The 22,244-nt window shown below is 67.7% G+C and carries 21 protein-coding genes; 9 read left to right on the forward strand and 12 right to left on the reverse strand.

Annotated elements, in window-relative coordinates:
• Nucleotides 1–32 precede the first annotated feature (32 nt).
• From gatB to gatC, 3 genes are all read right to left on the reverse strand, one after another.
• Nucleotides 33–1,481, reverse strand: a complete 1,449-nt coding sequence (gene gatB / locus AAFN46_RS01435; protein ID WP_347806902.1) for an Asp-tRNA(Asn)/Glu-tRNA(Gln) amidotransferase subunit GatB — start codon at nucleotides 1,479–1,481, stop codon at nucleotides 33–35.
• Nucleotides 1,482–1,591: 110 nt separating this feature from the next.
• Entirely contained in the window at nucleotides 1,592–3,043 is a 1,452-nt protein-coding gene (gatA, locus tag AAFN46_RS01440) for an Asp-tRNA(Asn)/Glu-tRNA(Gln) amidotransferase subunit GatA (RefSeq protein ID WP_347806903.1), read from the reverse strand.
• Between the two features lie 15 nt (nucleotides 3,044–3,058).
• A complete protein-coding gene (gene gatC, locus AAFN46_RS01445) occupies nucleotides 3,059–3,346 on the reverse strand; it encodes an Asp-tRNA(Asn)/Glu-tRNA(Gln) amidotransferase subunit GatC (RefSeq protein WP_347806904.1) in 288 nt (95 codons plus the stop codon).
• A 198-nt stretch (nucleotides 3,347–3,544) separates the two neighbouring features.
• Between gatC and mreB the strand changes: the two genes are divergently transcribed.
• The 8 genes from mreB (at nucleotide 3,545) to tldD (ending at nucleotide 14,513) form a co-directional block, all read left to right on the forward strand.
• Nucleotides 3,545–4,582 carry a rod shape-determining protein MreB gene (mreB, locus tag AAFN46_RS01450; RefSeq protein WP_347806905.1) on the forward strand — a complete coding sequence of 346 codons (1,038 nt, stop codon included), beginning with the start codon at nucleotides 3,545–3,547 and terminating at the stop codon, nucleotides 4,580–4,582.
• Nucleotides 4,583–4,661: 79 nt separating this feature from the next.
• Nucleotides 4,662–5,654, forward strand: a complete 993-nt coding sequence (mreC, locus tag AAFN46_RS01455) for a rod shape-determining protein MreC (RefSeq protein WP_347807005.1) — start codon at nucleotides 4,662–4,664, stop codon at nucleotides 5,652–5,654.
• The gene (gene mreD / locus AAFN46_RS01460; RefSeq protein ID WP_347807006.1) at nucleotides 5,654–6,142 is read left to right on the forward strand and encodes a rod shape-determining protein MreD; all 489 of its coding nucleotides are present in this window, start codon (nucleotides 5,654–5,656) and stop codon (nucleotides 6,140–6,142) included. The genes mreC and mreD overlap by 1 nt, the downstream gene beginning before the upstream one ends.
• Before the next feature lie 38 nt (nucleotides 6,143–6,180).
• Nucleotides 6,181–6,780: a Maf family protein gene (locus AAFN46_RS01465; protein WP_347806906.1), complete on the forward strand. Its 600-nt coding sequence runs from the start codon at nucleotides 6,181–6,183 to the stop codon at nucleotides 6,778–6,780.
• A 49-nt stretch (nucleotides 6,781–6,829) separates the two neighbouring features.
• Nucleotides 6,830–8,287, forward strand: a complete 1,458-nt coding sequence (rng, locus tag AAFN46_RS01470; protein ID WP_347806907.1) for a ribonuclease G — start codon at nucleotides 6,830–6,832, stop codon at nucleotides 8,285–8,287.
• Nucleotides 8,288–8,300: 13 nt separating this feature from the next.
• The gene (locus AAFN46_RS01475) at nucleotides 8,301–12,116 is read left to right on the forward strand and encodes a YhdP family protein (RefSeq protein WP_347806908.1); all 3,816 of its coding nucleotides are present in this window, start codon (nucleotides 8,301–8,303) and stop codon (nucleotides 12,114–12,116) included.
• A gap of 88 nt (nucleotides 12,117–12,204) precedes the next feature.
• Nucleotides 12,205–13,053 carry a carbon-nitrogen hydrolase family protein gene (locus AAFN46_RS01480; protein ID WP_347806909.1) on the forward strand — a complete coding sequence of 283 codons (849 nt, stop codon included), beginning with the start codon at nucleotides 12,205–12,207 and terminating at the stop codon, nucleotides 13,051–13,053.
• Nucleotides 13,054–13,055: 2 nt separating this feature from the next.
• A complete protein-coding gene (tldD, locus tag AAFN46_RS01485) occupies nucleotides 13,056–14,513 on the forward strand; it encodes a metalloprotease TldD (protein ID WP_347806910.1) in 1,458 nt (485 codons plus the stop codon).
• Between the two features lie 82 nt (nucleotides 14,514–14,595).
• On the opposite strand, the gene yjgA is transcribed toward tldD, so the two are convergent.
• Nucleotides 14,596–15,117, reverse strand: a complete 522-nt coding sequence (yjgA, locus tag AAFN46_RS01490; RefSeq protein ID WP_347806911.1) for a ribosome biogenesis factor YjgA — start codon at nucleotides 15,115–15,117, stop codon at nucleotides 14,596–14,598.
• 87 nt (nucleotides 15,118–15,204) lie between these two features.
• Between yjgA and pmbA the strand changes: the two genes are divergently transcribed.
• Nucleotides 15,205–16,551: a metalloprotease PmbA gene (gene pmbA, locus AAFN46_RS01495; RefSeq protein WP_347806912.1), complete on the forward strand. Its 1,347-nt coding sequence runs from the start codon at nucleotides 15,205–15,207 to the stop codon at nucleotides 16,549–16,551.
• A gap of 129 nt (nucleotides 16,552–16,680) precedes the next feature.
• Here pmbA and AAFN46_RS01500 read toward each other — a convergent pair whose 3' ends face one another.
• The 8 genes from AAFN46_RS01500 to lptC all read right to left on the reverse strand — a co-directional run bounded on the left by AAFN46_RS01500 (nucleotide 16,681) and on the right by lptC (nucleotide 22,243).
• Nucleotides 16,681–16,953 carry an HPr family phosphocarrier protein gene (locus tag AAFN46_RS01500; protein ID WP_347806913.1) on the reverse strand — a complete coding sequence of 91 codons (273 nt, stop codon included), beginning with the start codon at nucleotides 16,951–16,953 and terminating at the stop codon, nucleotides 16,681–16,683.
• A gap of 8 nt (nucleotides 16,954–16,961) precedes the next feature.
• Entirely contained in the window at nucleotides 16,962–17,819 is an 858-nt protein-coding gene (rapZ, locus tag AAFN46_RS01505; RefSeq protein WP_347806914.1) for an RNase adapter RapZ, read from the reverse strand.
• Nucleotides 17,820–17,836: 17 nt separating this feature from the next.
• Entirely contained in the window at nucleotides 17,837–18,301 is a 465-nt protein-coding gene (gene ptsN, locus AAFN46_RS01510; RefSeq protein ID WP_347806915.1) for a PTS IIA-like nitrogen regulatory protein PtsN, read from the reverse strand.
• Between the two features lie 13 nt (nucleotides 18,302–18,314).
• Nucleotides 18,315–18,623, reverse strand: coding sequence for a ribosome-associated translation inhibitor RaiA (gene raiA, locus AAFN46_RS01515; RefSeq protein ID WP_347806916.1), 309 nt, complete (start codon nucleotides 18,621–18,623; stop codon nucleotides 18,315–18,317).
• Between the two features lie 155 nt (nucleotides 18,624–18,778).
• On the reverse strand, nucleotides 18,779–20,281 hold the full coding sequence (locus tag AAFN46_RS01520) for an RNA polymerase factor sigma-54 (RefSeq protein ID WP_347806917.1): 1,503 nt from the start codon (nucleotides 20,279–20,281) through the stop codon (nucleotides 18,779–18,781).
• 138 nt (nucleotides 20,282–20,419) lie between these two features.
• Nucleotides 20,420–21,145 (reverse strand): LPS export ABC transporter ATP-binding protein, encoded by a 726-nt coding sequence (lptB, locus tag AAFN46_RS01525; protein WP_347806918.1) that lies wholly within the window; start codon nucleotides 21,143–21,145, stop codon nucleotides 20,420–20,422.
• Nucleotides 21,145–21,690 (reverse strand): lipopolysaccharide transport periplasmic protein LptA, encoded by a 546-nt coding sequence (lptA, locus tag AAFN46_RS01530; protein ID WP_347806919.1) that lies wholly within the window; start codon nucleotides 21,688–21,690, stop codon nucleotides 21,145–21,147. The genes lptB and lptA overlap by 1 nt, the downstream gene beginning before the upstream one ends.
• Nucleotides 21,677–22,243, reverse strand: a complete 567-nt coding sequence (gene lptC, locus AAFN46_RS01535) for an LPS export ABC transporter periplasmic protein LptC (RefSeq protein ID WP_347806920.1) — start codon at nucleotides 22,241–22,243, stop codon at nucleotides 21,677–21,679. The genes lptA and lptC overlap by 14 nt, the downstream gene beginning before the upstream one ends.
• Nucleotide 22,244 lies beyond the last annotated feature (1 nt).

Genomic DNA, 22,244 nt, shown 5'->3' on the forward strand with positions numbered 1-22,244 from the left:
AAGCGACGCCGGGTTGCCCCGGCGTCGTCTGCTCAGCTGTCGAGCTTCTTCTTCAGCAGCTCGTTGACCTGGCCCGGGTTGGCCTTGCCCTTGGAGGCTTTCATCGCCTGGCCGACGAAGAAGCCGAACATCTTGCCGCGCTTGGCCTCGTCGCTGGCGCGGTACTGTTCGACCTGTTCGGCATTGGCCGCCAGCACTTCGTCGAGCATGGCCTCGATGGCGCCGGAGTCGGTGACCTGCTTGAGGCCCTTCTTCTCGATCACCTCGTCGGCGCTGGCACCTTCGCCGGCGGCCAGGGCTTCGAACACCATCTTGGCGATCTTGCCGCTGATGGTGTTGTCCTTGATGCGCAGGATCATGCCGCCCAGCTGCTCGGCGGATACCGGCGACTGCTCGATCTCCAGGTTGTCCTTGTTGAGCAGGCTGGACAGCTCGCCCATCACCCAGTTGGCGGCCAGCTTGGCGTCGCCGCAGACCTGGGCCACCCGCTCGAAGTACTCGGCCATCTCGCGGCTGGCGGACAGCACGCTGGCGTCGTAGGCGGACAGCCCGTACTGGCTCTCGAAGCGCTCGCGCTTCTGGTTCGGCAGCTCCGGCAGCTGGCCGCGCACCTCGTCGAGGAAGCTCTGCTCGATCACCACCGGCAGCAGATCGGGGCAGGGGAAGTAGCGGTAGTCGTTGGCTTCTTCCTTGCCGCGCATGGAGCGCGTCTCGTCCTTGTTCGGGTCGTACAGGCGGGTTTCCTGCACCACCTTGCCGCCATCCTCGATCAGCTCGATCTGACGCTGGATCTCGTGGTTGATGGCCTTCTCGATGAAACGGAAGGAGTTGACGTTCTTGATCTCGGCGCGGGTGCCGAAGGCTTCCTGGCCTTTCGGGCGCACCGAGACGTTGCAGTCGCAGCGCAGCGAGCCTTCGGCCATATTGCCGTCGCAGATGCCCAGGTAGCGCACCAGCGCGTGGATGGCCCTCACATAGGCCACCGCTTCCTTGGCGCTACGGATATCCGGCTCGGAGACGATTTCCAGCAGCGGCGTGCCGGCGCGGTTGAGGTCGATGCCGCTCATGCCGTGGAAGTCTTCGTGCAGGCTCTTGCCGGCGTCCTCTTCCAGGTGGGCGCGGGTGATGCCGATGCGCTTGCTGGTGCCGTCTTCCAGGGTGATGTCCAGGTGACCCTTGCCGACGATGGGGTGGTCCATCTGGCTGGTCTGGTAGCCCTTGGGCAGGTCGGGGTAGAAGTAGTTCTTGCGCGCGAAGACGTTCTTCGGCGCGATCTCGGCGTCGATCGCCAGGCCGAACTTGCAGGCCATGCGCACGGCTTCGGCGTTGAGCACCGGCAGGGTGCCGGGCATGCCCAGGTCAATCAGGCTGGCCTGGGTGTTGGGCTCGGCGCCGAAGGTGGTGGCGCTGCCGGAGAAGATCTTCGATTGGGTGCTGAGCTGGGCGTGGATTTCCAGCCCGATCACGGTTTCCCATTGCATGTGCGTATTCCTCAATCCTGTGTGGCCTGCTGCAACCCTCTCCCGGCCCTGGGGGCCACCCTCTCCCTGTAGAAGGGAGAGGGGGAGGTGCTGCATGGCTGCGCCATGACTTAAAAGCCGGTCGGGGCTTGGCGGTGCCAGTCGGTGACCTGCTGGTACTGATGCGCCACGTTGAGCAGGCGGCTTTCATGGAAGTAGGGGGCCAGCAGCTGCACGCCGACCGGCAGGCCGTCGACGAAACCGGCGGGCATGGACAGCCCCGGCAGGCCGGCGAGGTTGGCGGTGATGGTGTAGATGTCTTCCAGGTACTCGGCGACCGGGTCGTTGTTCTTCGCGCCGATCTGCCAGGCCAGGTTCGGCGTGGTCGGGCCGAGGATCACGTCGACATCCGCGAAGGCGCTGACGAAGTCGTTCTTGATCAGCCGGCGGATCTGCTGGGCCTTGATGTAGTAGGCGTCGTAGTAGCCGGCGGACAGGGCGTAGGTGCCGACCATGATGCGCCGCTTGACCTCGGCGCCGAAGCCTTCGCCGCGCGAGCGCTTGTACAGGTCCTCGAGGTTCTGCGGGTTCTCGCAGCGGTAGCCGAAGCGCACGCCGTCGAAGCGCGACAGGTTGGAGCTGGCTTCCGCCGGCGCGATCACGTAGTAGGCGGGAATCGCGTGCTGCATATTCGGCAGCGAGATGTCCTTGACGCTGGCACCGAGCTTTTTCAGCTCCTCGACCACGGCCATGACCTTCTCGCCGATGCGCGCATCCAGGCCGCTACCGAAGTATTCCCTGGGCAAACCGATGCGCAGGCCGGCCAGCGGCTGGCTGAGCGCGGCCAGGTAGTCATCGACCGGCTGATCGACGCAGGTGCTGTCCTTGGGGTCGAAGCCGGCCATGGCGCCCAGCAGCAGGGCACAGTCCTCGGCGGTGCGGGCCAGCGGGCCGCCCTGATCGAGGCTGGAGGCGTAGGCGATCATGCCCCAGCGGGAGACGCGGCCGTAGGTCGGCTTGATCCCGGTGAGGTTGGTCAGCGCGGCCGGCTGGCGGATCGAGCCGCCGGTGTCGGTGCCGGTGGCGGCCGGCAGCAGGCGCGCGGCCACGGCGGCAGCCGAGCCGCCGCTTGATCCGCCCGGCACGCGGGTCAGGTCCCAGGGGTTCTTCACCGGGCCGTAATGGCTGGATTCGTTGGCCGAGCCCATGGCGAACTCGTCCATGTTCAGCTTGCCAAGGGTCACGGTGCCGGCGGCGGCCAGCTTCTCCACCACGGTGGCGTCGTAGGGCGCCTTGAAGCCTTGCAGGATTTTGGATGCGCAGCTGGTCAGCACGCCCTGGGTGCAGAACAGGTCTTTGTGGCCGATCGGCGCGCCGAGCAGGGCGCCGTCCTCGCCGGCGGCGCGGCGGGCGTCGGCGGCCCTGGCCTGCTCGCGGGCCAGCTCGGCGGTGACGGTGATGAAGCTGTTGAGCTGCGGATCGAGTTGCTGGATGCGCGCCAGCAGGTTCTCGGTCAGCTCGACGGAGGAGAAGGTCTTGTCCTTCAGGCCACGGGCGATCTCGGCCAGGGTCAGTTGATGCATGGGCAGGCCTTCCTTTTATTCGATGACTTTCGGCACGAGGAACAGGCCGTTTTCCACGGCCGGAGCGATGGCCTGGTAGGCGTCGCGGCGGTTTTCCTCGGTCACCGCGTCGGCGCGCAGGCGCTGGGTGGCTTCCAGTGGGTGGGCCAGCGGCTCGATGCCGTTGGTGTCGACCGCCTGCATGGCGTCGATCAGGCCGAGGATGTTGTTGAGGGTGGCGGTGGTCTGCGGAATTTCCGCCTCGGTCAGGCCCAGGCGGGCCAGGTGGGCGATTTTTTCCACGTCGGAGCGTTCGAGCGCCATCGTGAGTCTCCAGAAAAACGGGCGGGGAACGGATGCCGCGGGGAGCGGTCAAAGGCCGCGAATTGTGGGCCCTGAGGCCCGGAAAAGCAGGCAATTTAGCACATCTGGCGCCTTGCCCAAAAGGCGGGGCGTTGATAGAGTTTGCCGCACTTTTTTACCCAGCGTTTTCATCGCGCTCTGTCTAGGTCTTCCTATCCCATGTTCAAGAAACTGCGTGGCATGTTTTCCAGCGATCTGTCGATCGACCTGGGCACCGCCAATACCCTGATCTACGTGCGCGAGCGCGGTATCGTACTGAACGAGCCGTCGGTGGTCGCCATCCGCGCCAGCGGCAACCAGAAGAGCGTGGTCGCCGTCGGTACCGAGGCCAAGCGCATGCTCGGCCGTACCCCGGGTAACATCTCCGCCATCCGCCCGATGAAGGACGGCGTGATCGCCGACTTCAGCGTCTGCGAGAAGATGCTGCAGTACTTCATCAACAAGGTGCACGAGAACAGCTTCCTGCAGCCGAGCCCGCGCGTGCTGATCTGCGTGCCGTGCAAGTCGACTCAGGTCGAGCGCCGCGCCATCCGCGAATCCGCCCTGGGCGCCGGTGCCCGCGAAGTGTTCCTGATCGAAGAACCGATGGCTGCGGCCATCGGTGCCGGCCTGCCGGTCGAGGAGGCGCGTGGTTCGATGGTCGTCGATATCGGTGGCGGCACCACCGAAATCGCCCTGATCTCGCTGAACGGCGTGGTTTATGCCGAGTCCGTGCGGGTCGGCGGCGACCGTTTCGACGAAGCCATCATCACCTACGTGCGGCGCAACTACGGCTCGCTGATCGGCGAGTCCACCGCCGAGCGTATCAAGCAGGAGATCGGCACCGCCTACGCCGGCGGCGAAGTGCGCGAGGTCGATGTGCGCGGGCGCAACCTGGCCGAGGGCGTGCCGCGCAGCTTCACCCTGAATTCCAACGAGGTGCTGGAGGCGCTGCAGGAGTCCCTGGCCACCATAGTCCAGGCGGTCAAGAGCGCCCTGGAGCAGTCGCCGCCTGAGCTGGCCTCCGACATCGCCGAGCGCGGCCTGGTGCTGACCGGCGGCGGCGCGCTGCTGCGTGACCTGGACAAGCTGCTGGCCCAGGAAACCGGCCTGCCGGTGATAGTCGCCGAGGACCCGCTGACCTGCGTGGCGCGCGGCGGTGGCCGTGCCCTGGAGATGATGGACCGTCACTCCATGGACCTGCTGTCCACCGAGTGAGCCTGAAGAGGTGAGACGAAGCCGGAAGCTGGTCCTTCCGGCTTTGTGTTTTCTAGCCATCGGCTGAAGGGGATTCGCCATCAAACCGCTATTTGCCAAGGGTCCGTCGCTGGGCGTACGACTGCTGGTGCTGGTCGTGCTGTCGGCCGTGCTGATGGTGGTGGATGCGCGTTTCGAGGTGCTGCAGCCGCTGCGCGCGCAGCTCGGCATCATCACCGGACCGGCCTACCAGTTGGCGCGCCTGCCGCTGACCCTGTGGCAGGGGGTGACCCAGCAGTTCAGCAGCCGCAGCGAGCTGATGGCGGAGAACGAGAAGCTCAAGGCCGAGGCCCTGCTGATGCAGGGCCGGCTGCAGAAGCTGGCCACCCTCACCGAGCAGAACGTGCGCCTGCGCGAGCTGCTCAACTCGGCGGCGCTGGTCGACGAGAAGGTGCTGGTCACCGAGCTGATCGGCGTCGACCCCAACCCCTTCACCCACCGCATCCTGATCGACAAGGGCGAGAAGGACGGCGTGTTCCTCGGCCAGCCGGTGCTCGACGCGCGCGGCCTGATGGGCCAGGTGGTCGAGGTCATGCCCTACTCGGCGCGCGTGCTGCTGCTGACCGACACCAGCCATAGCATCCCGGTGCAGGTGAACCGCAACGGCCTGCGCGCCATCGCCACCGGCAGCGGCAATCCGGAACGCCTGGAGCTGCGCCATGTGGCCGATACCGCGGATATAAAGGAAGGCGACCTGCTGGTCAGCTCCGGCATGGGCCAGCGCTTCCCGGCCGGCTATCCGGTGGCCACGGTCAGCGAAGTGATCCACGACTCCGGCCAGCCCTTCGCCATCGTCCGCGCCGTGCCGACCGCGGCGCTCAATCGCAGCCGTTACATGCTGCTGGTATTCACCGATGCGCGCAGCGCCGAGGAGCGCGCCGCCGAGGCCGCCGAGGCGCAGGAGGCGGCCGACCGCCAGGCCACCGAGGGCGAGACCAAGCCCGGCGAGCAGCCGGCCGCGGGCCAGCAGCAGGCTGAGCCGGCGGCGCAACCCGCCGCGCCTAGGGTGTCCGGCGCAGGGGGGAATCGATGATGGTCCAGGTCAAGTCGCGCAATGGCTGGGTGATCTGGACCAGTCTGCTGCTGGCCCTGCTGCTCAGCGTGGCGCCCATGCCGCAGTTCATGGAGATCGGCCGGCCGCTGTGGCTGGCCCTGTTTCTGTCCTACTGGGTGCTGGTCTTGCCGCACCGCGTCGGCATGGTCGGCGCCTGGTGCCTGGGGCTGGTGCTGGACGTGCTCAACGGCACGCTGCTCGGGCAGAACGCCCTGACCCTGACCCTGATCGTGTTCCTGGTGCTGTCCCTGCAGCGCCGCCTGCAGATGTTCCCCATGTGGCAGCAGAGCCTGGTGCTGCTGGTGGTGTTCGGCCTGGCCCAGCTGGTGCAGCTGTGGCTCAACGCGCTGACCGGCAACCGGCCGCCGACCCTGACTTTCGTCCTGCCGGCGCTGATCGGCGCCTTGCTCTGGCCCTGGGTGTTCGCCATCCTGCGCGGACTGCAGCAGCGCTTCGGTGTCCACTGAGGCGTCGCCTCGACCATTTCTGACAGGGAGATGTCTGCATGGCCACCCTGTATCTGGCCTCGGGTTCCCCGCGCCGGCGCGAGCTGCTGGCGCAGGTCGGTGTGCCCTTCGTCACGCTAAGCGCTTCCATAGATGAAACGGCGTTGCCCGGCGAGCCGGCCGAGCGCTATGTAGAGCGCCTGGCGCGGGACAAGGCGGTGGCCGGCCTGGCCGCCCTGGCGGATGAGCGCGATGCCGTGGTGCTGGGTGCCGACACCGCCGTGGTGCTCGACGGGCTCATCCTCGGCAAGCCGGCCGATCGCGCCGAGGCGCTGGCCACCCTGGGCGTACTGTCCGGCCGCGAGCATCGAGTGCTGACCGCCGTGGCTCTGGCCGCCGCAGGGCGCGTCGAGTCGCGGGTGGTGACCAGTCGGGTGAGCTTTCGCGCCCTGGCCCCGGGCGAGGCCGAGGCCTACTGGGCCACCGGCGAGCCCCGCGACAAGGCGGGCAGCTATGGTATTCAGGGGCTGGCGGCGGTGTTCGTCGAGCGGCTCGAGGGCAGCTATTCGGCCGTGGTCGGTCTGCCGCTGTGCGAGACCGCGCAGCTGCTGGGGGAATTCGGAATTTCGTGCTGGCAGCTTCCTGCCGGCCCACAATAAAAACGGCGGTGGCCCCTGGCCGGCAGCCGCGACGCGCAGAGTAGGACGCATGAGCGAAGAGATCCTGATCAACATCACGCCGATGGAGTCGCGCGTGGCCGTGGTGGAAAACGGCGTGCTGCAGGAAGTGCACGTCGAGCGCACACAGAAGCGCGGCATAGTCGGCAACATCTACAAGGGCAAGGTGGTGCGGGTGTTGCCGGGCATGCAGGCGGCCTTCGTCGACATCGGCCTGGAGCGCGCCGCCTTCATTCACGCGGCGGAAATCTCCAGCCGCGAGGGCAGCGCGGTGGAGTCCATCGGCGCCCTGGTCCACGAGGGCCAGAGCCTGGTGGTGCAGGTGACCAAGGACCCGATCGGCACCAAGGGCGCGCGCCTGACCACCCATCTGTCGATTCCCTCGCGCTACCTGGTGTACATGCCGCGCACCGCGCATGTCGGCATCTCCCTGAAGATCGAGGACGAGGCCGAGCGCGAGCGCCTCAAGCAGGTGGTGGCCGACTGCGTCGCCGCCGAGGGCATCGAGGAGGCCGGCGGCTTTATCCTCAGAACCGCCGCCGAGGGGGCCGGCAGCGATGAGATCCTGGTCGATATCCGCTACCTGCGCCGCCTGTGGGAGCAGATCGCCGGGCAGATGCAGACGGCCAAGACGCCCTCGGTGATCTACGAGGACCTGTCGCTGGCCCTGCGCACCCTGCGCGACCTGGTCAACCCGAAGATCGAGAAGATTCGCATCGATTCGCGGGAGACCTTCGGCAAGATCACCCAGTTCGTCGACGAACTGATGCCGGAGATCGCCGACCGCCTGGAGCACTATCCCGGAGAGCGGCCGATCTTCGACCTGTACGGCGTCGAGGACGAGATTCAGCGCGCCCTGGAGCGCAAGGTGCCGCTCAAGTCCGGTGGCTACCTGATAGTCGACCCGGCCGAGGCGATGACCACCATCGACGTCAACACCGGCGCCTTCGTCGGCCATCGAACCCTCGAGGAAACCATCTTCAAGACCAACCTCGAGGCGGCCACCGCCATCGCCCGGCAACTGCGCCTGCGTAATCTGGGCGGGATCATCATCATCGACTTCATCGACATGGAGGACGAGGAGCATCAGCGCCAGGTGCTGCGCACCCTGGAGAAGCAGCTGGAGCGCGACCACGCCAAGACCAATATCATCGGCATCACCGAACTGGGCCTGGTGCAGATGACCCGCAAGCGCACCCGCGAGAGCCTCGAACAGGTGCTCTGCGAGCCCTGCGAGGCCTGCCAGGGGCGCGGCAAGCTGAAGACCCCGGAGACCATCTGCTACGAGATCTTCCGCGAGATCCTGCGCGAGGCCCGTGCCTACCAGGCCGAGGGCTACCTGGTGCTGGCCAACCAGAAGGTGGTCGACCGCCTGCTCGACGAGGAGTCGGGCAATGTCGCCGATCTGGAGGCCTTTATCGGCCGCACCATCAAGTTCCAGGTGGAGAGCATGTATTCGCAGGAGCAGTACGATGTGGTGCTGCTCTGAGGCGCGCGACTGAATGAGCCTGCTGATGCGTCTGCTGCGCCTCGCCCTGGGGGGCTGTGCGCTGGCCCTGGTGCTGGCCGCGTTCTATGTCAGCCTGGGCCGCGAGCTGACCCCGCTGGTGGCCGAGTACCGCGACGAGGTCGAGCGCGAGGCGCGCACGCTGCTCGGCCTGCCATTGACCATCGGCAGCCTGGAGGGGGGCTGGAGCGGTTTCGACCCGGTGCTGACCGCCCACGACGTGCTGCTCGGCGAAGGCGCCAGCGCCCTGCGCCTGGATCAGGTGCGAGTGGTGCCGGACGTGCTGGGCAGTCTGCTGGCGGGGCAGGCGCGCCTGGCCAACCTGCAGGTCGAGGGGCTGCAGCTCAGCCTGCGCCAGGGCGAGGACGGCCGCTGGGCGGTGGAGGGCCTGCCACGACGCGAGTCGGCGACGCCCGTCGATCCCGCCCGCCTGCACGAGGCGCTGGCGATGGTCGGCAGGGTCTCGCTGTTCGGCAGCCAGCTGACCTTCGAGCCGCAGGGGCGCGAGCCGCTCAGCCTCACCTATATCGACCTGACCCTGCGCAGCGGCCGAGTGCGCCAGCGCCTCGACGGCCGCCTGCGCCTGCCCGACGGTCAGCCGCTGGCCTTCAACCTGCGCGTGCGCCTGGCTGCCGCGGACTGGCGCGACAGCCAGGCCGAGGCCTATCTCAGCCTGCCGCAGAGCGACTGGGCGACCTGGTTGCCGCCGGCGCTGAGCGGGGCCTGGAAGCTGGACAAGGCCCAGGCCGGCGGCGAACTCTGGCTGGACTGGAGCGCGGGGCGCGTACAGCGCGCCGCCGTGCGCCTGCATGCCCCGGAGATTCGCGCCGCGCATGAAGGGCGCAAGGCGGTGCGGATCGGCGACCTCGGCCTGAGCGCTTACCTCGAGGGGCGCGCCGATGGCTTCGACCTGCTGGTCGACGGCCTGGCCATGAGCCTGGGCGAGAGCCGCTGGGGCGAGGCGCAGCTGGCGCTGCGTCAGCGTCGCGCCGCCGATGGCCGGGTGGAGAGCTGGCAGCTGAGCGCCGACAACCTCGATCTGACCCCGCTGACGCCGGTGGTGCAGGCCCTGGCGCCGCTACCGGAGCCGGCGGCGCAGGCGCTGGCGGCCTTGCACCCGCGCGGCGCGCTGAGCAATGTTCGGCTGGATTATCGGCCGCTGCAGGACGATCCCGGGCGTGTGCAGTTTTCCGCCAACCTGACTCGGGTCGGCATCGGCGCCTGGCAGGGCGTGCCGGCCGTGGAGAACGCCAGCGGCAGCATCAGCGGCGACCTGGCGGGCGGCGAGGCGCTGGTCGACAGCGAGAACTTCGGCCTGCACTTCCCCAACCTGTTTCCCGAGATGTGGCGCTACCGCAGCGCCGGCGCGCGCCTGCTGTGGGCGCTGGACGAACAGGGGCTGACCCTGCGCAGCCCCTACCTGCGGGTGGTGGGCGACGAGGGGCGCATCGCCGGCGACTTCCTGGTGCGCCTGCGCAGCGATCCGGAGCAGGAGGACTACATGGACCTGCGTGTCGGCCTGCGCGACGGCGACGCGCTGCAGGCCAAGAAGTACCTGCCGACCCGCTCGCCCGGCCTCAGCCCGGCGCTGGCCGAATGGCTGCAGACGGCGATTCGCGGCGCCCATATCGACGACGGCTGGTTCCAGTACCAGGGCTCGCTGGCCAAGGGTGCCGAGGACGCCGCGCGCAGCATCGGCCTGTATTTCCGGGTCAGGGATGCCGTGCTGGCGTTCCAGCCGGGCTGGCCGGAACTGCGCGAGGCGCACGGCGAGGTGTTGATCGAGGACGATGGGGTCGATGTGCGGGTGCCGCAGGGGCGCATCCTCGACAGCCGCCTGCATGACGTGCTGGCCAGCGTGCCGAAGCCGGCCAACGCTCAGCCGCCGCGCCTGGCGCTGAGCGGGCAGCTGGAAAGCAGCCTGACCGACGCCCTGAAGATCCTCCAGGAAGCGCCCATCGGCACCGCCGAGACCTTCGCCGGCTGGCAGGGACAGGGGCCGCTGGCCGGCCAGCTCAAGCTGGACATTCCCCTGGCCCAGGAGCCGCCGCAGGTGCAGGTGGACTTCGCCACCGAGGGCGCGACCCTCAAGCTGGTCAATCCCGACCTGACCCTGACTCAGCTCAAGGGCGCCTTCCGCTTCAACAGCGCCAGCGGCCTCAGCGCGCCGGATATCCGTGCCCAGGCCCTCGGCCATGCCGTGCGCGGGCGGGCCCTGGCCGAGGGCGCGCGCGGCAATGCGCGTACCCGCATCGAGGCCGGCGGGCGTATCCCGCTGGCCAACCTGACCCAGTGGCTGGGCGTGACCCGGCCCCTGCCGCTGAGCGGCACGCTGCCCTACGACCTGCGCCTGACCCTGGAGGGCGCCGACAGCCAGTTGCGTATCGACTCCGACCTGAAGGGGCTGGCCATCGAGCTGCCGGCGCCTTTCGCCAAGCCGGCCGACGAGGCCCGGCCGAGCGTCTGGCGCATGACCCTGCAGGGCCAGGAGCGGCGCTACTGGCTGGAGCATGGCCAACTGGCCAGCCTGGACTTCGCCGCTCCCCCGGGACAGGCGCTGGCCGGGCGCGGCGAGCTGCGCCTGGGCGGCACGCCGGCGCGCTTGCCGACCGACAGGGGGCTGCGCCTGCGCGGGCGACTCGCCGAACTGGACTGGGCCGCCTGGCAGCAAGCGCAGGCCAAGTTCGCCGGTGTTGCCGGCGATGCCCAGCAGTTGCAGCTGCTGCGCGATGCCGAGCTGGAGATAGGTCGGTTTAGCGGCTTCGGCGCCCAGGCCGACGACCTGCGGGTGCGCCTGACCCGGGCCGAGTCCGCCTGGCAGCTGGATGTGCAGAGCCAGCCGCTGGAGGGCCGCGTGAGCCTGCCCGATGTCCAGGGGGCGCCCATCGCCCTCGACCTGCAGCGCCTGAGCTTTCCCCCGGCGAAGCCGCCCGGCGCGGCGCAGGAGGACGGTCCCGATGCGCTGGCCGACGTCGACCCGCGACAGATCCCGGCGCTGGATGTGCATATCGCCAGGGTCATGCAGGGCGACGCGCTGATCGGCGCCTGGTCGCTGAAGGCGCGGCCGACCCCCCAGGGGCTGCGTTTCAGCGATATTTCCCTCGATCTCAAGGGCCTGCGGGTCGGCGGCGAGGCCGGCTGGGAAGGGGCGCCGGGCAGCAGCAGAAGTTGGTACAAGGGCCGCCTGAAGGGCGACAACCTGGCCGACGTACTGAGCGCCTGGGGCTATGCGCCCAGCGCCACCAGCGAGCGTTTTCGCCTGGATGTCGACGGCAACTGGCCGGGATCGCCGGCCTGGCTCAGCCTCAAGCGCTTCACCGGTACTCTCGACGCCAGTCTGCGCAAGGGCCAGTTCGTCGAGGTGCAGGGCTCGGCTTCGGCGCTGCGGGTATTCGGCCTGCTCAACTTCGATTCGATCAACCGTCGCCTGCGCCTGGACTTCTCCGACCTGCTCGGCAAGGGCTTCAGCTACGACACCACCAAGGCCCTGCTGGCCGGCCAGAGCGGCGTGTTCGATACCCGCGAGCCGCTACGCGTGGTGGGCCCCTCCAGTACCCTGGAGCTGAACGGCGAGCTCGACCTGGCCAACGACCGCATCGACGCCAAGCTGCTGGTGACTCTGCCGGTGACCAACAACCTGCCGCTGGCGGCGCTGATCGTCGGCGCGCCGGCCATCGGCGGCGCGCTGTTCATCGCCGACAAGCTGCTGGGCGACAGGGTGGCCCGCTTCGCCAGCGTGCAGTACAAGGTCAAGGGCCCCTGGCAGAACCCCAAGATCAGCTTCGACAAGCCGTTCGAGAAGCCGCGTTGAGTGAAGCCTCCCCTCTGCTGCGGCCTTGGATTTTTTCACGCCCTCCGAGTTGCGGTAGCATGCAGGCATCAACCGGACGGAAGCATCCATGTCGCTCGCCGTAATCCAGATGGTCAGCCAGGACGATGTCCTGGCCAACCTCGCCGCCGCCCGCCGCCTGCTGCAGCAGGCCGCCGAGGGCGGCGCGCGACTGGCCGTGCTGCCGGAGAACTTCGCCGCCATGGGCCGCCGCGACCTGGCCGCCCTCGGTCGCGCGGAAGCCGCAGGCAGCGGCCCGATCCTGCCCTGGCTGCGCCAGGCCGCGCGCGACCTGCGCCTATGGATAGTCGCCGGTACCATTCCCCTGCCGCCGGACGAGCGGCCCGAGGCGCGCGCCCATGCCTGCTCCCTGCTGGTCGACGAGCGCGGCGAGCGGGTGGCGCGCTACGACAAGCTGCACCTGTTCGACGTCGATGTGAGCGACGCCCGCGGGCGCTACCGCGAGTCGGACGACTACGCCTTCGGCGAGCGCGTGGTGGTGGCCGACACCCCGGTCGGTCGCCTGGGCCTGACGGTGTGCTACGACCTGCGCTTCCCCGAGCTGTACACCCGGCTGCGCGAGGCCGGCGCCGAGCTGATCAGCGCGCCGGCGGCCTTCACCGCCGTGACCGGCGCCGCCCACTGGCAGGTGCTGACCCGCGCCCGCGCCATCGAGACCCAGTGCTACCTGCTGGCGGCGGGGCAGGGCGGCAGCCACCCGGGTGGGCGGCAGACCTTCGGCCACTCGGCGATCATCGATCCCTGGGGGCGGGTGCTGGCCGAGCAACCCGGCGGCGAGGCCGTGCTGCTGGCCGGCCGCGACGCCGCCGAGCAGGCGCTCGTCCGCCAGCGCATGCCGGTGGCGCGCCACAGAAGATTCATCGCGGCGGATCGTCCCGGTCCGGCGCCCACGGAGTAGTTATGAGCGATATCCTCGGCCGCGTCGGCGGCCTCCTGTTGAGCCCCGGCAATCTTTCCATCGAGCAGTTGCCGGCGATTCTCGGCGACCTGGCCGGCCCCGGCATCGACGCCGCCGATCTGTACTTCCAGAGCCAGGTCAGCGAGTCCTGGGTGCTGGAGGACGGCATCGTCAAGGAAGGCAGCTTCAACCTCGACCAGGGCGTCGGCGTGCGCGCCCAGTCTCTTGATAAGACCGGCTTCGCCTACAGCAACGCCATCCATGCCGAGGCCCTCGGCCAGGCGGCGCGTGCCGCCCGCTCCATCGCCCGGGCCGGCCAGCAGGGGCGGGTGCAGGCCTTCGCCAGCCCGGCGGTGACCGCGCTCTATGCCCAGGACAACCCGCTGGAGGTGCTGCAGCGTGCCGAGAAGGTCGAGCTGCTCAAACGCATCGACCGCGCCACCCGCAGCCTCGACCCGCGCATCAAGCAGGTCACGGTGAGCCTGGCCGGGGTCTGGGACCATGTGCTGGTGGCCGCCAGCGACGGCAGCCTGGGCGCCGATATCCGCCCGCTGGTGCGCTTCAACGTCAGCGTCATCGTCGAGCATAACGGCCGTCGCGAGCGTGGCGGCCACGGTGGCGGCGGGCGCACCGACTACCGCTACTTCCTCGAGCGCGACGGCAGCGGCGACGAACGTGCCATGGGCTACGCCCGCGAGGCGCTGCGCCAGGCGCTGGTCAACCTGGAGGCGATCCCCGCGCCGGCCGGCACCCTGCCGGTGGTGATGGGCGCCGGCTGGTCCGGCGTGCTGCTGCACGAGGCGGTCGGCCATGGCCTGGAGGGCGACTTCAACCGCAAGGGCAGCTCGGCCTACAGCGGCAAGATAGGGCAGAAGGTGGCATCGAGCCTGTGCACCATAGTCGACGACGGCACCCTGGCCGGCCGTCGCGGCTCGCTGAGCCTGGACGACGAGGGCACGCCGAGCCAGTGCACCACGCTGATCGAGAACGGCGTGCTCAAGGGCTATATGCAGGACAAGCTGAACGCACGCCTGATGGGCGCCGCGCCGACCGGCAACGGTCGCCGCGAGTCCTACTCGCACCTGCCGATGCCGCGCATGACCAATACCTACATGCTGGCCGGGCAGAGCGAGCCGGAGGAGATCATCCGTTCGGTGAAGCGCGGCATCTACTGCGCCAACCTGGGCGGCGGCCAGGTGGACATCACCAGCGGCAAGTTCGTGTTTTCCACCAGCGAGGCCTACCTGATCGAGGACGGCCGCATCACCGCGCCGGTCAAGGGCGCGACCCTGATCGGCAACGGTCCGGAGGCCATGAGCCGGGTGTCCATGGTCGGCAACGACCTGGCCCTGGACAGCGGCGTGGGTACCTGTGGCAAGGACGGCCAGTCGGTGCCGGTGGGCGTCGGCCAGCCGACCCTGAAGATCGATGCCATCACCGTGGGAGGCACAGGCGCCTAAAGGCAGTAGCAAGCTTCAAGCCGCAAGCCTCAAGGAAAAGCCGCTCTCACTTGCGGCTTGAGGCTCGCAGCTAGTCGCTGCTTTAACGCAGGCCGCGCTGGATCTCGTCGAGATCGCGGAGGTATTTGAAGATTTTGCGCGCGGCGCTCGGCGGTTTGTTCCGCGCCGCCTCGTGCTGGGCATGGCGGATCAGGCCGCGCAGGTGCTGGCGGTCGGTCTCCGGGTAGTCGGCGACGAAGCTCTCCAGGGTGCTGTCGTCGCCGGCGATCAGGCGATCGCGCCAGCGTTCCAGATTGTGGAAGCGCTCGTTGTATTCGCGGGTGGAACTGTCGACCTGGTCGAGCAGTGAGGTGATCGCCTCGATGTCCTGGTCGCGCATGAGCTTGCCGATGAACTGGATGTGGCGCTTCTTGGCCGCATTGGCGGTGTGTTTCGGCGCTTCGGCCAGGGCCTTGCGCAGGCCGTCGGTCAGCGGCAGCTTGGCGATCAGCTCGGGCTTGAGGGTGGTCAGGCGCGCGCCCAGGTCCTGCAGGGCATGCAGCTCGCGCTTGATCTGGGTCTTGCTCTTCTCGCCGGAGAAGTCGTCGTCGTAAGAATCAGCCATGGGGGCGGTCCGGATGGAAACGCCGCCATGATAACCAGTCAGGGGAGGCCTGTCCCGAATGGCCGCCTCCCGCCGATGGAGTCGAACATGAGTGCAGTGGAAACAGTCGGACCGCAGGCGTTGCCGGTCCTGCAGGAGCAAGTCGAACGAATTCTCGCCGAGGCCAAACGCCAGGGCGCCAGCGCCTGCGAGGTGGCGGTTTCCGTGGAGCAGGGGCTGTCGACCACGGTGCGCCAGGGCGAGGTCGAGACGGTGGAGTTCAACCGCGACCAGGGCTTCGGTATCACCCTGTATGTCGGCCAGCGCAAGGGTTCGGCCAGCACCTCGGCGAGCGGCGAGGCGGCGATACGCGAAACGGTGGCGGCGGCCCTGGCGATTGCCAGGCATGCCTCCGAGGACGACTGCGCCGGCCTCGCCGACGCCGAGCTGATGGCCCGCGAGTTGCCCGAGCTGGATCTGTTCCATCCCTGGAGCATCACCCCGGAACAGGCGCTGGAGCGTGCGCTGGCCTGCGAGGCCGCGGCCTTCGCCAGCGACCAGCGGATCAGCAACGCCGACGGCACCAGCCTCAGCACCCACCAGGGCTGCCGGGTCTACGGCAATAGCCACGGTTTCGTCGGCGGTTACGCCAGCAGCCGGCACAGCCTGAGCTGCGTGATGATCGCCGAGAACGCCGGGCAGATGCAGCGCGACTACTGGTACGACGTCAATCGCCAGGGCGAGCTGCTGGCCGAGCCGGCGCTGATCGGCCGCCTGGCCGCCGAACGCACGGTGGCGCGCCTGGGCGCCCGGCCGGTGGCGACCTGCGAGGTGCCGGTGCTGTTCGCCGCGGAGCTGGCCACCGGGTTGTTCGGCCATTTCCTCGCGGCGATTTCCGGCGGCAACCTGTATCGCCACTCCTCGTTCCTCGAGGGCGCGCTGGGCCAGCGCCTGTTCCCCGAGTGGCTGACCCTCGACGAGCGCCCGCACATCCCGCGCGCCATGGGCAGTGCCGCCTTCGATGGCGACGGCCTGGCCACCCGGGCCAAGCCTTTCGTCGCCGGTGGCGAGCTGGTGTCCTACATCCTCGGCAGCTATTCCGGGCGCAAGCTGGGCCTGCCCAGCACCGCCAACGCCGGCGGGGTGCACAACCTGTTCGTCAGCCACGGCGACGAGGATCGCCAGGCGCTGATCCGCCGCATGGGCCGGGGCCTGCTGGTCACCGAGCTGATGGGTCAGGGGCTCAACCTGGTCACCGGCGATTATTCGCGCGGCGCCGCCGGCTTCTGGGTGGAAAACGGCGAGATCCAGTTCCCCGTGCAGGAGGTCACCATCGCCGGCAACCTCAGGGACATGTTCCGCCAGATAGTCGCGGTGGGCAGCGACCTAGAGCTGCGCGGCAATATCCGCAGCGGCTCGGTGCTGATCGAGCGCATGACGGTGGCCGGCAGCTAGGGCGGCAGCGGCAAGCTACAAGCCATAAGCTGCAAGTATCAGCGGGTCGCGGGATGGGGCGTATGCTGATTCGCTTGCAGCTTGCAGCTTGCAGCTTGCAGCTTGCAGCTTGCAGCTTGCAGCTTCCGCTTATTCGCCCTCGTCGAACTTGTTGTCGATCAGCTCGACCAGGGCCGCCAGCGCCTCGTCCGCTTGTTCGCCCTCGCTGAACAGGTGCAGGCTGGTGCCCTTGCCGGCGGCCAGCATCATCACCGCCATGATGCTCTTGCCGTCCACCGTGCTCTCGGCCGAGCGGCCGACCCGCACCTGGCAGGGGAAACCGTTGGCCACGCCGACGAACTTGGCGGCGGCGCGGGCGTGCAGGCCGAGCTTGTTGCTGATGGTGATCTCGCGGGAGGGCATTGCGGTCCTTAGCCGAGGTCGCGGTGGCGCACCTGGACGTTCTTCAATACGGGTTTGAGGGCCTGGCCCAGGCGATTGGCCAGATACACCGAGCGGTGGTGTCCGCCGGTGCAGCCGATGGCGATGGTCACGTAGGAACGGTTGCTGGCGGCGAAGCGCGGCAGCCATTTGTTCAGGTAGCCGAGGATGTCCTGGTACATCTCCTCCACGTCCGGCTGCGCCGCCAGGTAGTTGGCCACCGGCGCCTCCAGGCCGGACATGTCGCGCAGGTCCGGCTTCCAGTAGGGGTTGGGCAGGCAGCGCACGTCGAACACCAGGTCGGCGTCGACCGGCATGCCGCGCTTGAAGCCGAAGGACTCGACCAGGAAGGCGGTGCCCGGTGCCGGCTGGTTGAGCAGGCGCAGCTTGAGGCTGTCGCGCAGCTGGTAGAGGTTGAGATGGGTGGTGTCGATCTTCAGATCGCACAGGTCGACTATCGGCGCCAGCAGCGCGGCCTCGTCGCGGATGGCCTCGGCCAGCGAGCGGTTCTCGTTGGTCAGCGGGTGGCGCCGGCGGGTCTCGGAGAAGCGCTTGAGCAGGGTTTCCTCGTCGGCGTCGAGGAACAGCACGTCGCACTGGATATGGCGGCCCCGCACCTCGGCCAGCAGTTCGGGGAAGCGCTGCAGCTGGCTGGGCAGGTTGCGCGCGTCCACCGACACGGCGACCTGCGGATGCAGCAGCTCGGTCTGCAGCAGGGCGCGTTCGGCCAGGTCCGGCAGCAGGCTGGCCGGCAGGTTGTCGATGCAGTAGAAGCCGTTGTCTTCCAGCACGTCGAGGGCGGTGCTCTTACCCGAGCCGGAGCGGCCGCTGACGATGATCAGGCGCATGGCTGGGACCCCTGGGCTCAGTGCCCGCTCTGCACGTCGACCACGACCTGGTACAGGCTCTCGTTGCTCTGGGCCTGGCGCAGGCGTTCGCGCACCTCGGTGCGGTCGAGCATGCTGGCGATCTGCCGCAGCAGCTCCAGGTGTTCGTCGGTGGCCGCCTCCGGCACCAGCAGGACGAACAGCAGGTCCACCGGGGCGCCGTCGATGGCGTCGAAGTCCACGGCGGTGTCCAGGTGCAGCACGGCGCTGATCGGCGCCTGGCAGCCGGGCAGGCGGCAGTGGGGAATGGCGATGCCGTTGCCGAAGCCGGTGGAACCGAGCTTCTCGCGGGCGATCAGGTTTTCGAAGATGTCCTGGCCGTCCAGATCGGGAAGATCGCGGGCGACCAGGTTGGCGATCTGTTCGAGTACGCGTTTTTTGCTGCCTCCCGGCACGTTCACCAGGGAACGCGCGGGAGTCAGAATGGTTTCGAGTCGAATCATGGGGTGGGGGGTGTCAGCGAGCCGTGGCGCCTTGCAGGCGGTTCAGCTGCTTTTCCTTGTGCTTGATCAGTTGACGGTCGAGTTTGTCGGCCAGCAGGTCGATGGCGGCGTACATGTCTTCGTGTTCGGCGTTGGCGACCACTTCACCGCCGGCGATGTGCAGGGTGGCTTCGATCTTCTGCTTGAGCTTCTCGACCTCCATGATGACCTGCACATTGGTGATTCTGTCGAAGTGGCGCTCCAGTCGGCTGAGTTTTTCACCGACATAGTCGCGCAGGGCGTCGGTCACATCCAGTTGATGTCCACTGATGTTGACTTGCATAACGCATCTCCTTGTTGCCTTGTGTAAGAGACAGGCTATCGGGCCTGCCGCCGTAACACGTTGGCTGGGAGGGCTGTGCACTGCGGGCCGTGGTTCCCCCGACAGGGTATCCGGCGCTCGATGCTGTGGTGCAGAAGTCTCCCCCTCAGGGCCGCTTACATCAGTCGCTTGCGTTCGCTGGACGGCGCTATGCCGAGGGATTCGCGGTACTTGGCGACGGTGCGGCGGGCTACCTGAATGCCCTGTGCCTCCAGTAAACCAGCGATCTTGCTGTCGCTCAACGGCTTTTTCGCGTTTTCCGCGGCCACCAGCTTCTTGATGATGGCGCGGATCGCGGTGGAGGAGCATTCGCCGCCCTCGGCGGTGCTGACGTGGCTGGAGAAGAAGTACTTCAGTTCGTAGATGCCGCGCGGGGTGTGCATGAACTTCTGCGTGGTGACCCGCGAGATGGTCGACTCGTGCATGCCCACCGCCTCGGCGATGTCGTGCAGGACCAGCGGCTTCATGGCCTCGTCGCCGTAGTCGAGGAAGCCGCGCTGGTGCTCGACTATCTGGGTGGCGACCTTCATCAGGGTCTCGTTGCGGCTCTGCAGGCTCTTGATGAACCAGCGCGCCTCCTGCAGCTGGTTACGCATGAAGGTGTTGTCGGCGCTGGAGTCGGCGCGGCGCACGAAGCCGGCGTACTGCGGATTGACCCGCAGGCGCGGCACCGCCTCCTGGTTGAGCTCCACCAGCCAGCGGTCGTTGTGCTTGCGCACTATGACGTCCGGCACCACGTATTCCGGCTCGCTGGCCTCGATCTGCGAGCCCGGGCGCGGATTGAGACTCTGGATCAGCTCGATGATCTGCTTGAGCTCGTCCTCCTTGAGCTTCATGCGCCGCATCAGCTGGGCGTAGTCGCGGCCGCCGAGCAGATCGAGGTGATCGCCGGCCAGGCGCTGGGCCTCGGCCAGCCAGGGCGTGCCGGGCGGCAGCTGGCGCAGCTGCAGCAGCAGGCATTCGCGCAGGTCGCGGGCGCCGACGCCGGCCGGCTCGAAGTGCTGCAGGCGGTGCAGCACGGCCTCGACCTCGTCGGCCTCGACCTCCAGTTCCGGGTCGAAGGACTCGACTATCTCGTCGATGCTCTCCTCCAGGTAGCCCTGGTCGTTGATGCAGTCGATGAGGGTGACGCCGATCAGTTTGTCCTTGTCGGACATCGGCACCAGGTTGAGCTGCCACAGCAGGTGGCTCTGCAGGCTCTCGCCGGCGGAGGTGCGGGTGGTGAAGTCCCACTCGTCGTCGTCGTTGCTCGGCAGGCTGCTGGCGCTGGTCTGGTAGACGTCTTCCCAGGCGGTGTCGACCGGCAGTTCGCTGGGGATGCGGTCGTGCCACTCGCCGTCCTCGGCGCTCTCGCTGTTGTTTACCGCGACGGTGCTGTCCTGAAAGCTGGAGCTGTCCTGCTGCGCCTGGGTGTTCTGCTCGGCGCCGTCGGCCATGGGGTCTGAGTTGTCGAAGTCCTCGCCGTCTTCCTGGCGTTCGAGCATGGGGTTGGATTCCAGGGCCTCCTGGATTTCCTGTTGCAGGTCCAGGGTGGAGAGCTGGAGTAGACGGATGGCCTGTTGCAGCTGCGGAGTCATCGTCAGCTGCTGGCCCATCTTGAGGACTAGCGACGGTTTCATGGTGTGGGGCTGGGTACCTTGTTCACTTGCCGGCGCGTGGCGCCATCCACTGCAGGGCGCCGGGGCGCCCTAGTAAGCAAATTATATGCCCGACCTTGAAGGATTCCAGTCCTTTGCGCAAGCCCCTGGCGGGGCTGCTCACAGGCGGAATTCGTGACCCAGATAGACTTCCTTGACCAGCTGGTTGGCCAGGATGGCCTCGGCGTCGCCCTCGGCGATCAGCTGGCCATCGTTGACTATGTAGGCGATCTCGCAGATGTCCAGGGTCTCGCGCACGTTGTGATCGGTGATCAGCACGCCGATGCCCTTGGCCTTGAGGTGGTGGATGATCTGCTTGATGTCGCCGACCGAGATTGGGTCGACGCCGGCGAAGGGTTCGTCGAGCAGGATGAACTTGGGTTCGGTGGCCAGGGCGCGGGCGATTTCCACCCGGCGCCGCTCGCCGCCGGACAGGCTCATGCCCAGGCTGTCGCGGATATGGCTGATGTGGAATTCCTGCAGCAGGGCTTCCAGAGCCTGCTCGCGGCCGGCGCGGTCGAGGTCCTTGCGGGTCTCGAGGATGGCCATGATGTTGTCGGTCACCGACAGCTTGCGGAAGATCGAGGCTTCCTGCGGCAGGTAGCCGATGCCGGAGCGGGCACGTCCGTGCATGGGTTGGTGGCTGAGGTCGCGGTTGTCGATCAGCACGCGGCCCTGATCGGCCTGGACCAGGCCGACGATCATGTAGAAGCAGGTGGTCTTGCCGGCGCCGTTGGGGCCGAGCAGGCCGACGATCTGGCCGCTGTCGATGGATAGGCTGACATCGCGGACCACCTGGCGGCCCTTGTAGCTCTTGGCCAGGTGCTGGGCTTTGAGGGTGGCCATTACTGCTGCTGCTCTTGCTGGGCGTTCTTCTTGCGCGGCTGCAGGATCATGTCGATGCGCGGGCGCGGCACCGAGACGTTGCTGCCCGTGGCGCGGCCGGCGTTGACGATCTGGCGCTGGGTGTCGTAGACGATCTTCTCGCCTTCGAAGACGTTGCCCTGCTGGATCACCTTGGCCTGGTCGATCAGTACGATGCGCTCGTTGGCGGCGAAGTACTGAATGGTCAGGCCGTAGGCCTTGACCACCTCCTTGTCCTCGGCAGGCTTCTGCTCGTAGTAGGCGGGCTTGCCCACCGAAGTGAAGACCTCGATCTCGCCGTTGGCGTCCTGGGTGATGGTCACCGTGTCGCCGGTGATCTTCAGGGTGCCCTGGGTGATCACCACGCCGCCGCGGTAGACGGCCACGCCCTGCTTGTCGTCCAGTTCGGCGCTGTCGGCCTGAACGCGGATCGGCTGCTCGCGGTCGCTGGGCAGGGCCCAGGCGCTGGCGCTTCCGAGCGCGGCACCCAGGCAGAGCAGTAGGGGGAAGGTTTTAACGAACCTCATGCTGGCCTCTTACCTTGGACAGCAAGTGGATCTTGCCGTCGTTCATGTACGCTTTCATTCCCTGGGCCGTGGTCACCCCATTGGCGGCCTCGATTCTAACGGCTTGCTGGGTCTGCGCATATTCCTCGTCGGGGAATACGGTGACTCGGCTGCTGGTGATCACGGTAGGGCGGTTCTTGGCATCGGTGCGAGCGATGCGCACGTTGTCGATCAGCTCGACTTCCTTGCCTTGCGGGGCGACTTCGCCCCTGTCGCTGCGGACATGCCAGGGGTACTGGCTGCCGCGGTAGAGCTGCAGGTCGGGCTTGTCCACCAGGGTCGCGTCGCTGGCCTTGAGGTGCTCCAGCTTCTCGGCGGTCATCTCGTAGTGCAGCTGGCCGTCTTCCTGAAATTGCAGGGTGTGGGCGCCGACCACATAGAAATCGATGGCGTTGTCGGTGGTCGCGGGCTTCCTCTCCATAAAGCTTTCCGGGCGAACGTTCCAGTAGCCGAGGGCGCCGACCAGGGCCACCAGCAGGGTGCCGAATAGATAGGTGCGCAGTTTGCCGTTCATG

It is taken from the genome of Pseudomonas sp. CAU 1711, assembly GCF_039888625.1.
In the GTDB taxonomy this organism is placed as follows: domain Bacteria; phylum Pseudomonadota; class Gammaproteobacteria; order Pseudomonadales; family Pseudomonadaceae; genus Aquipseudomonas.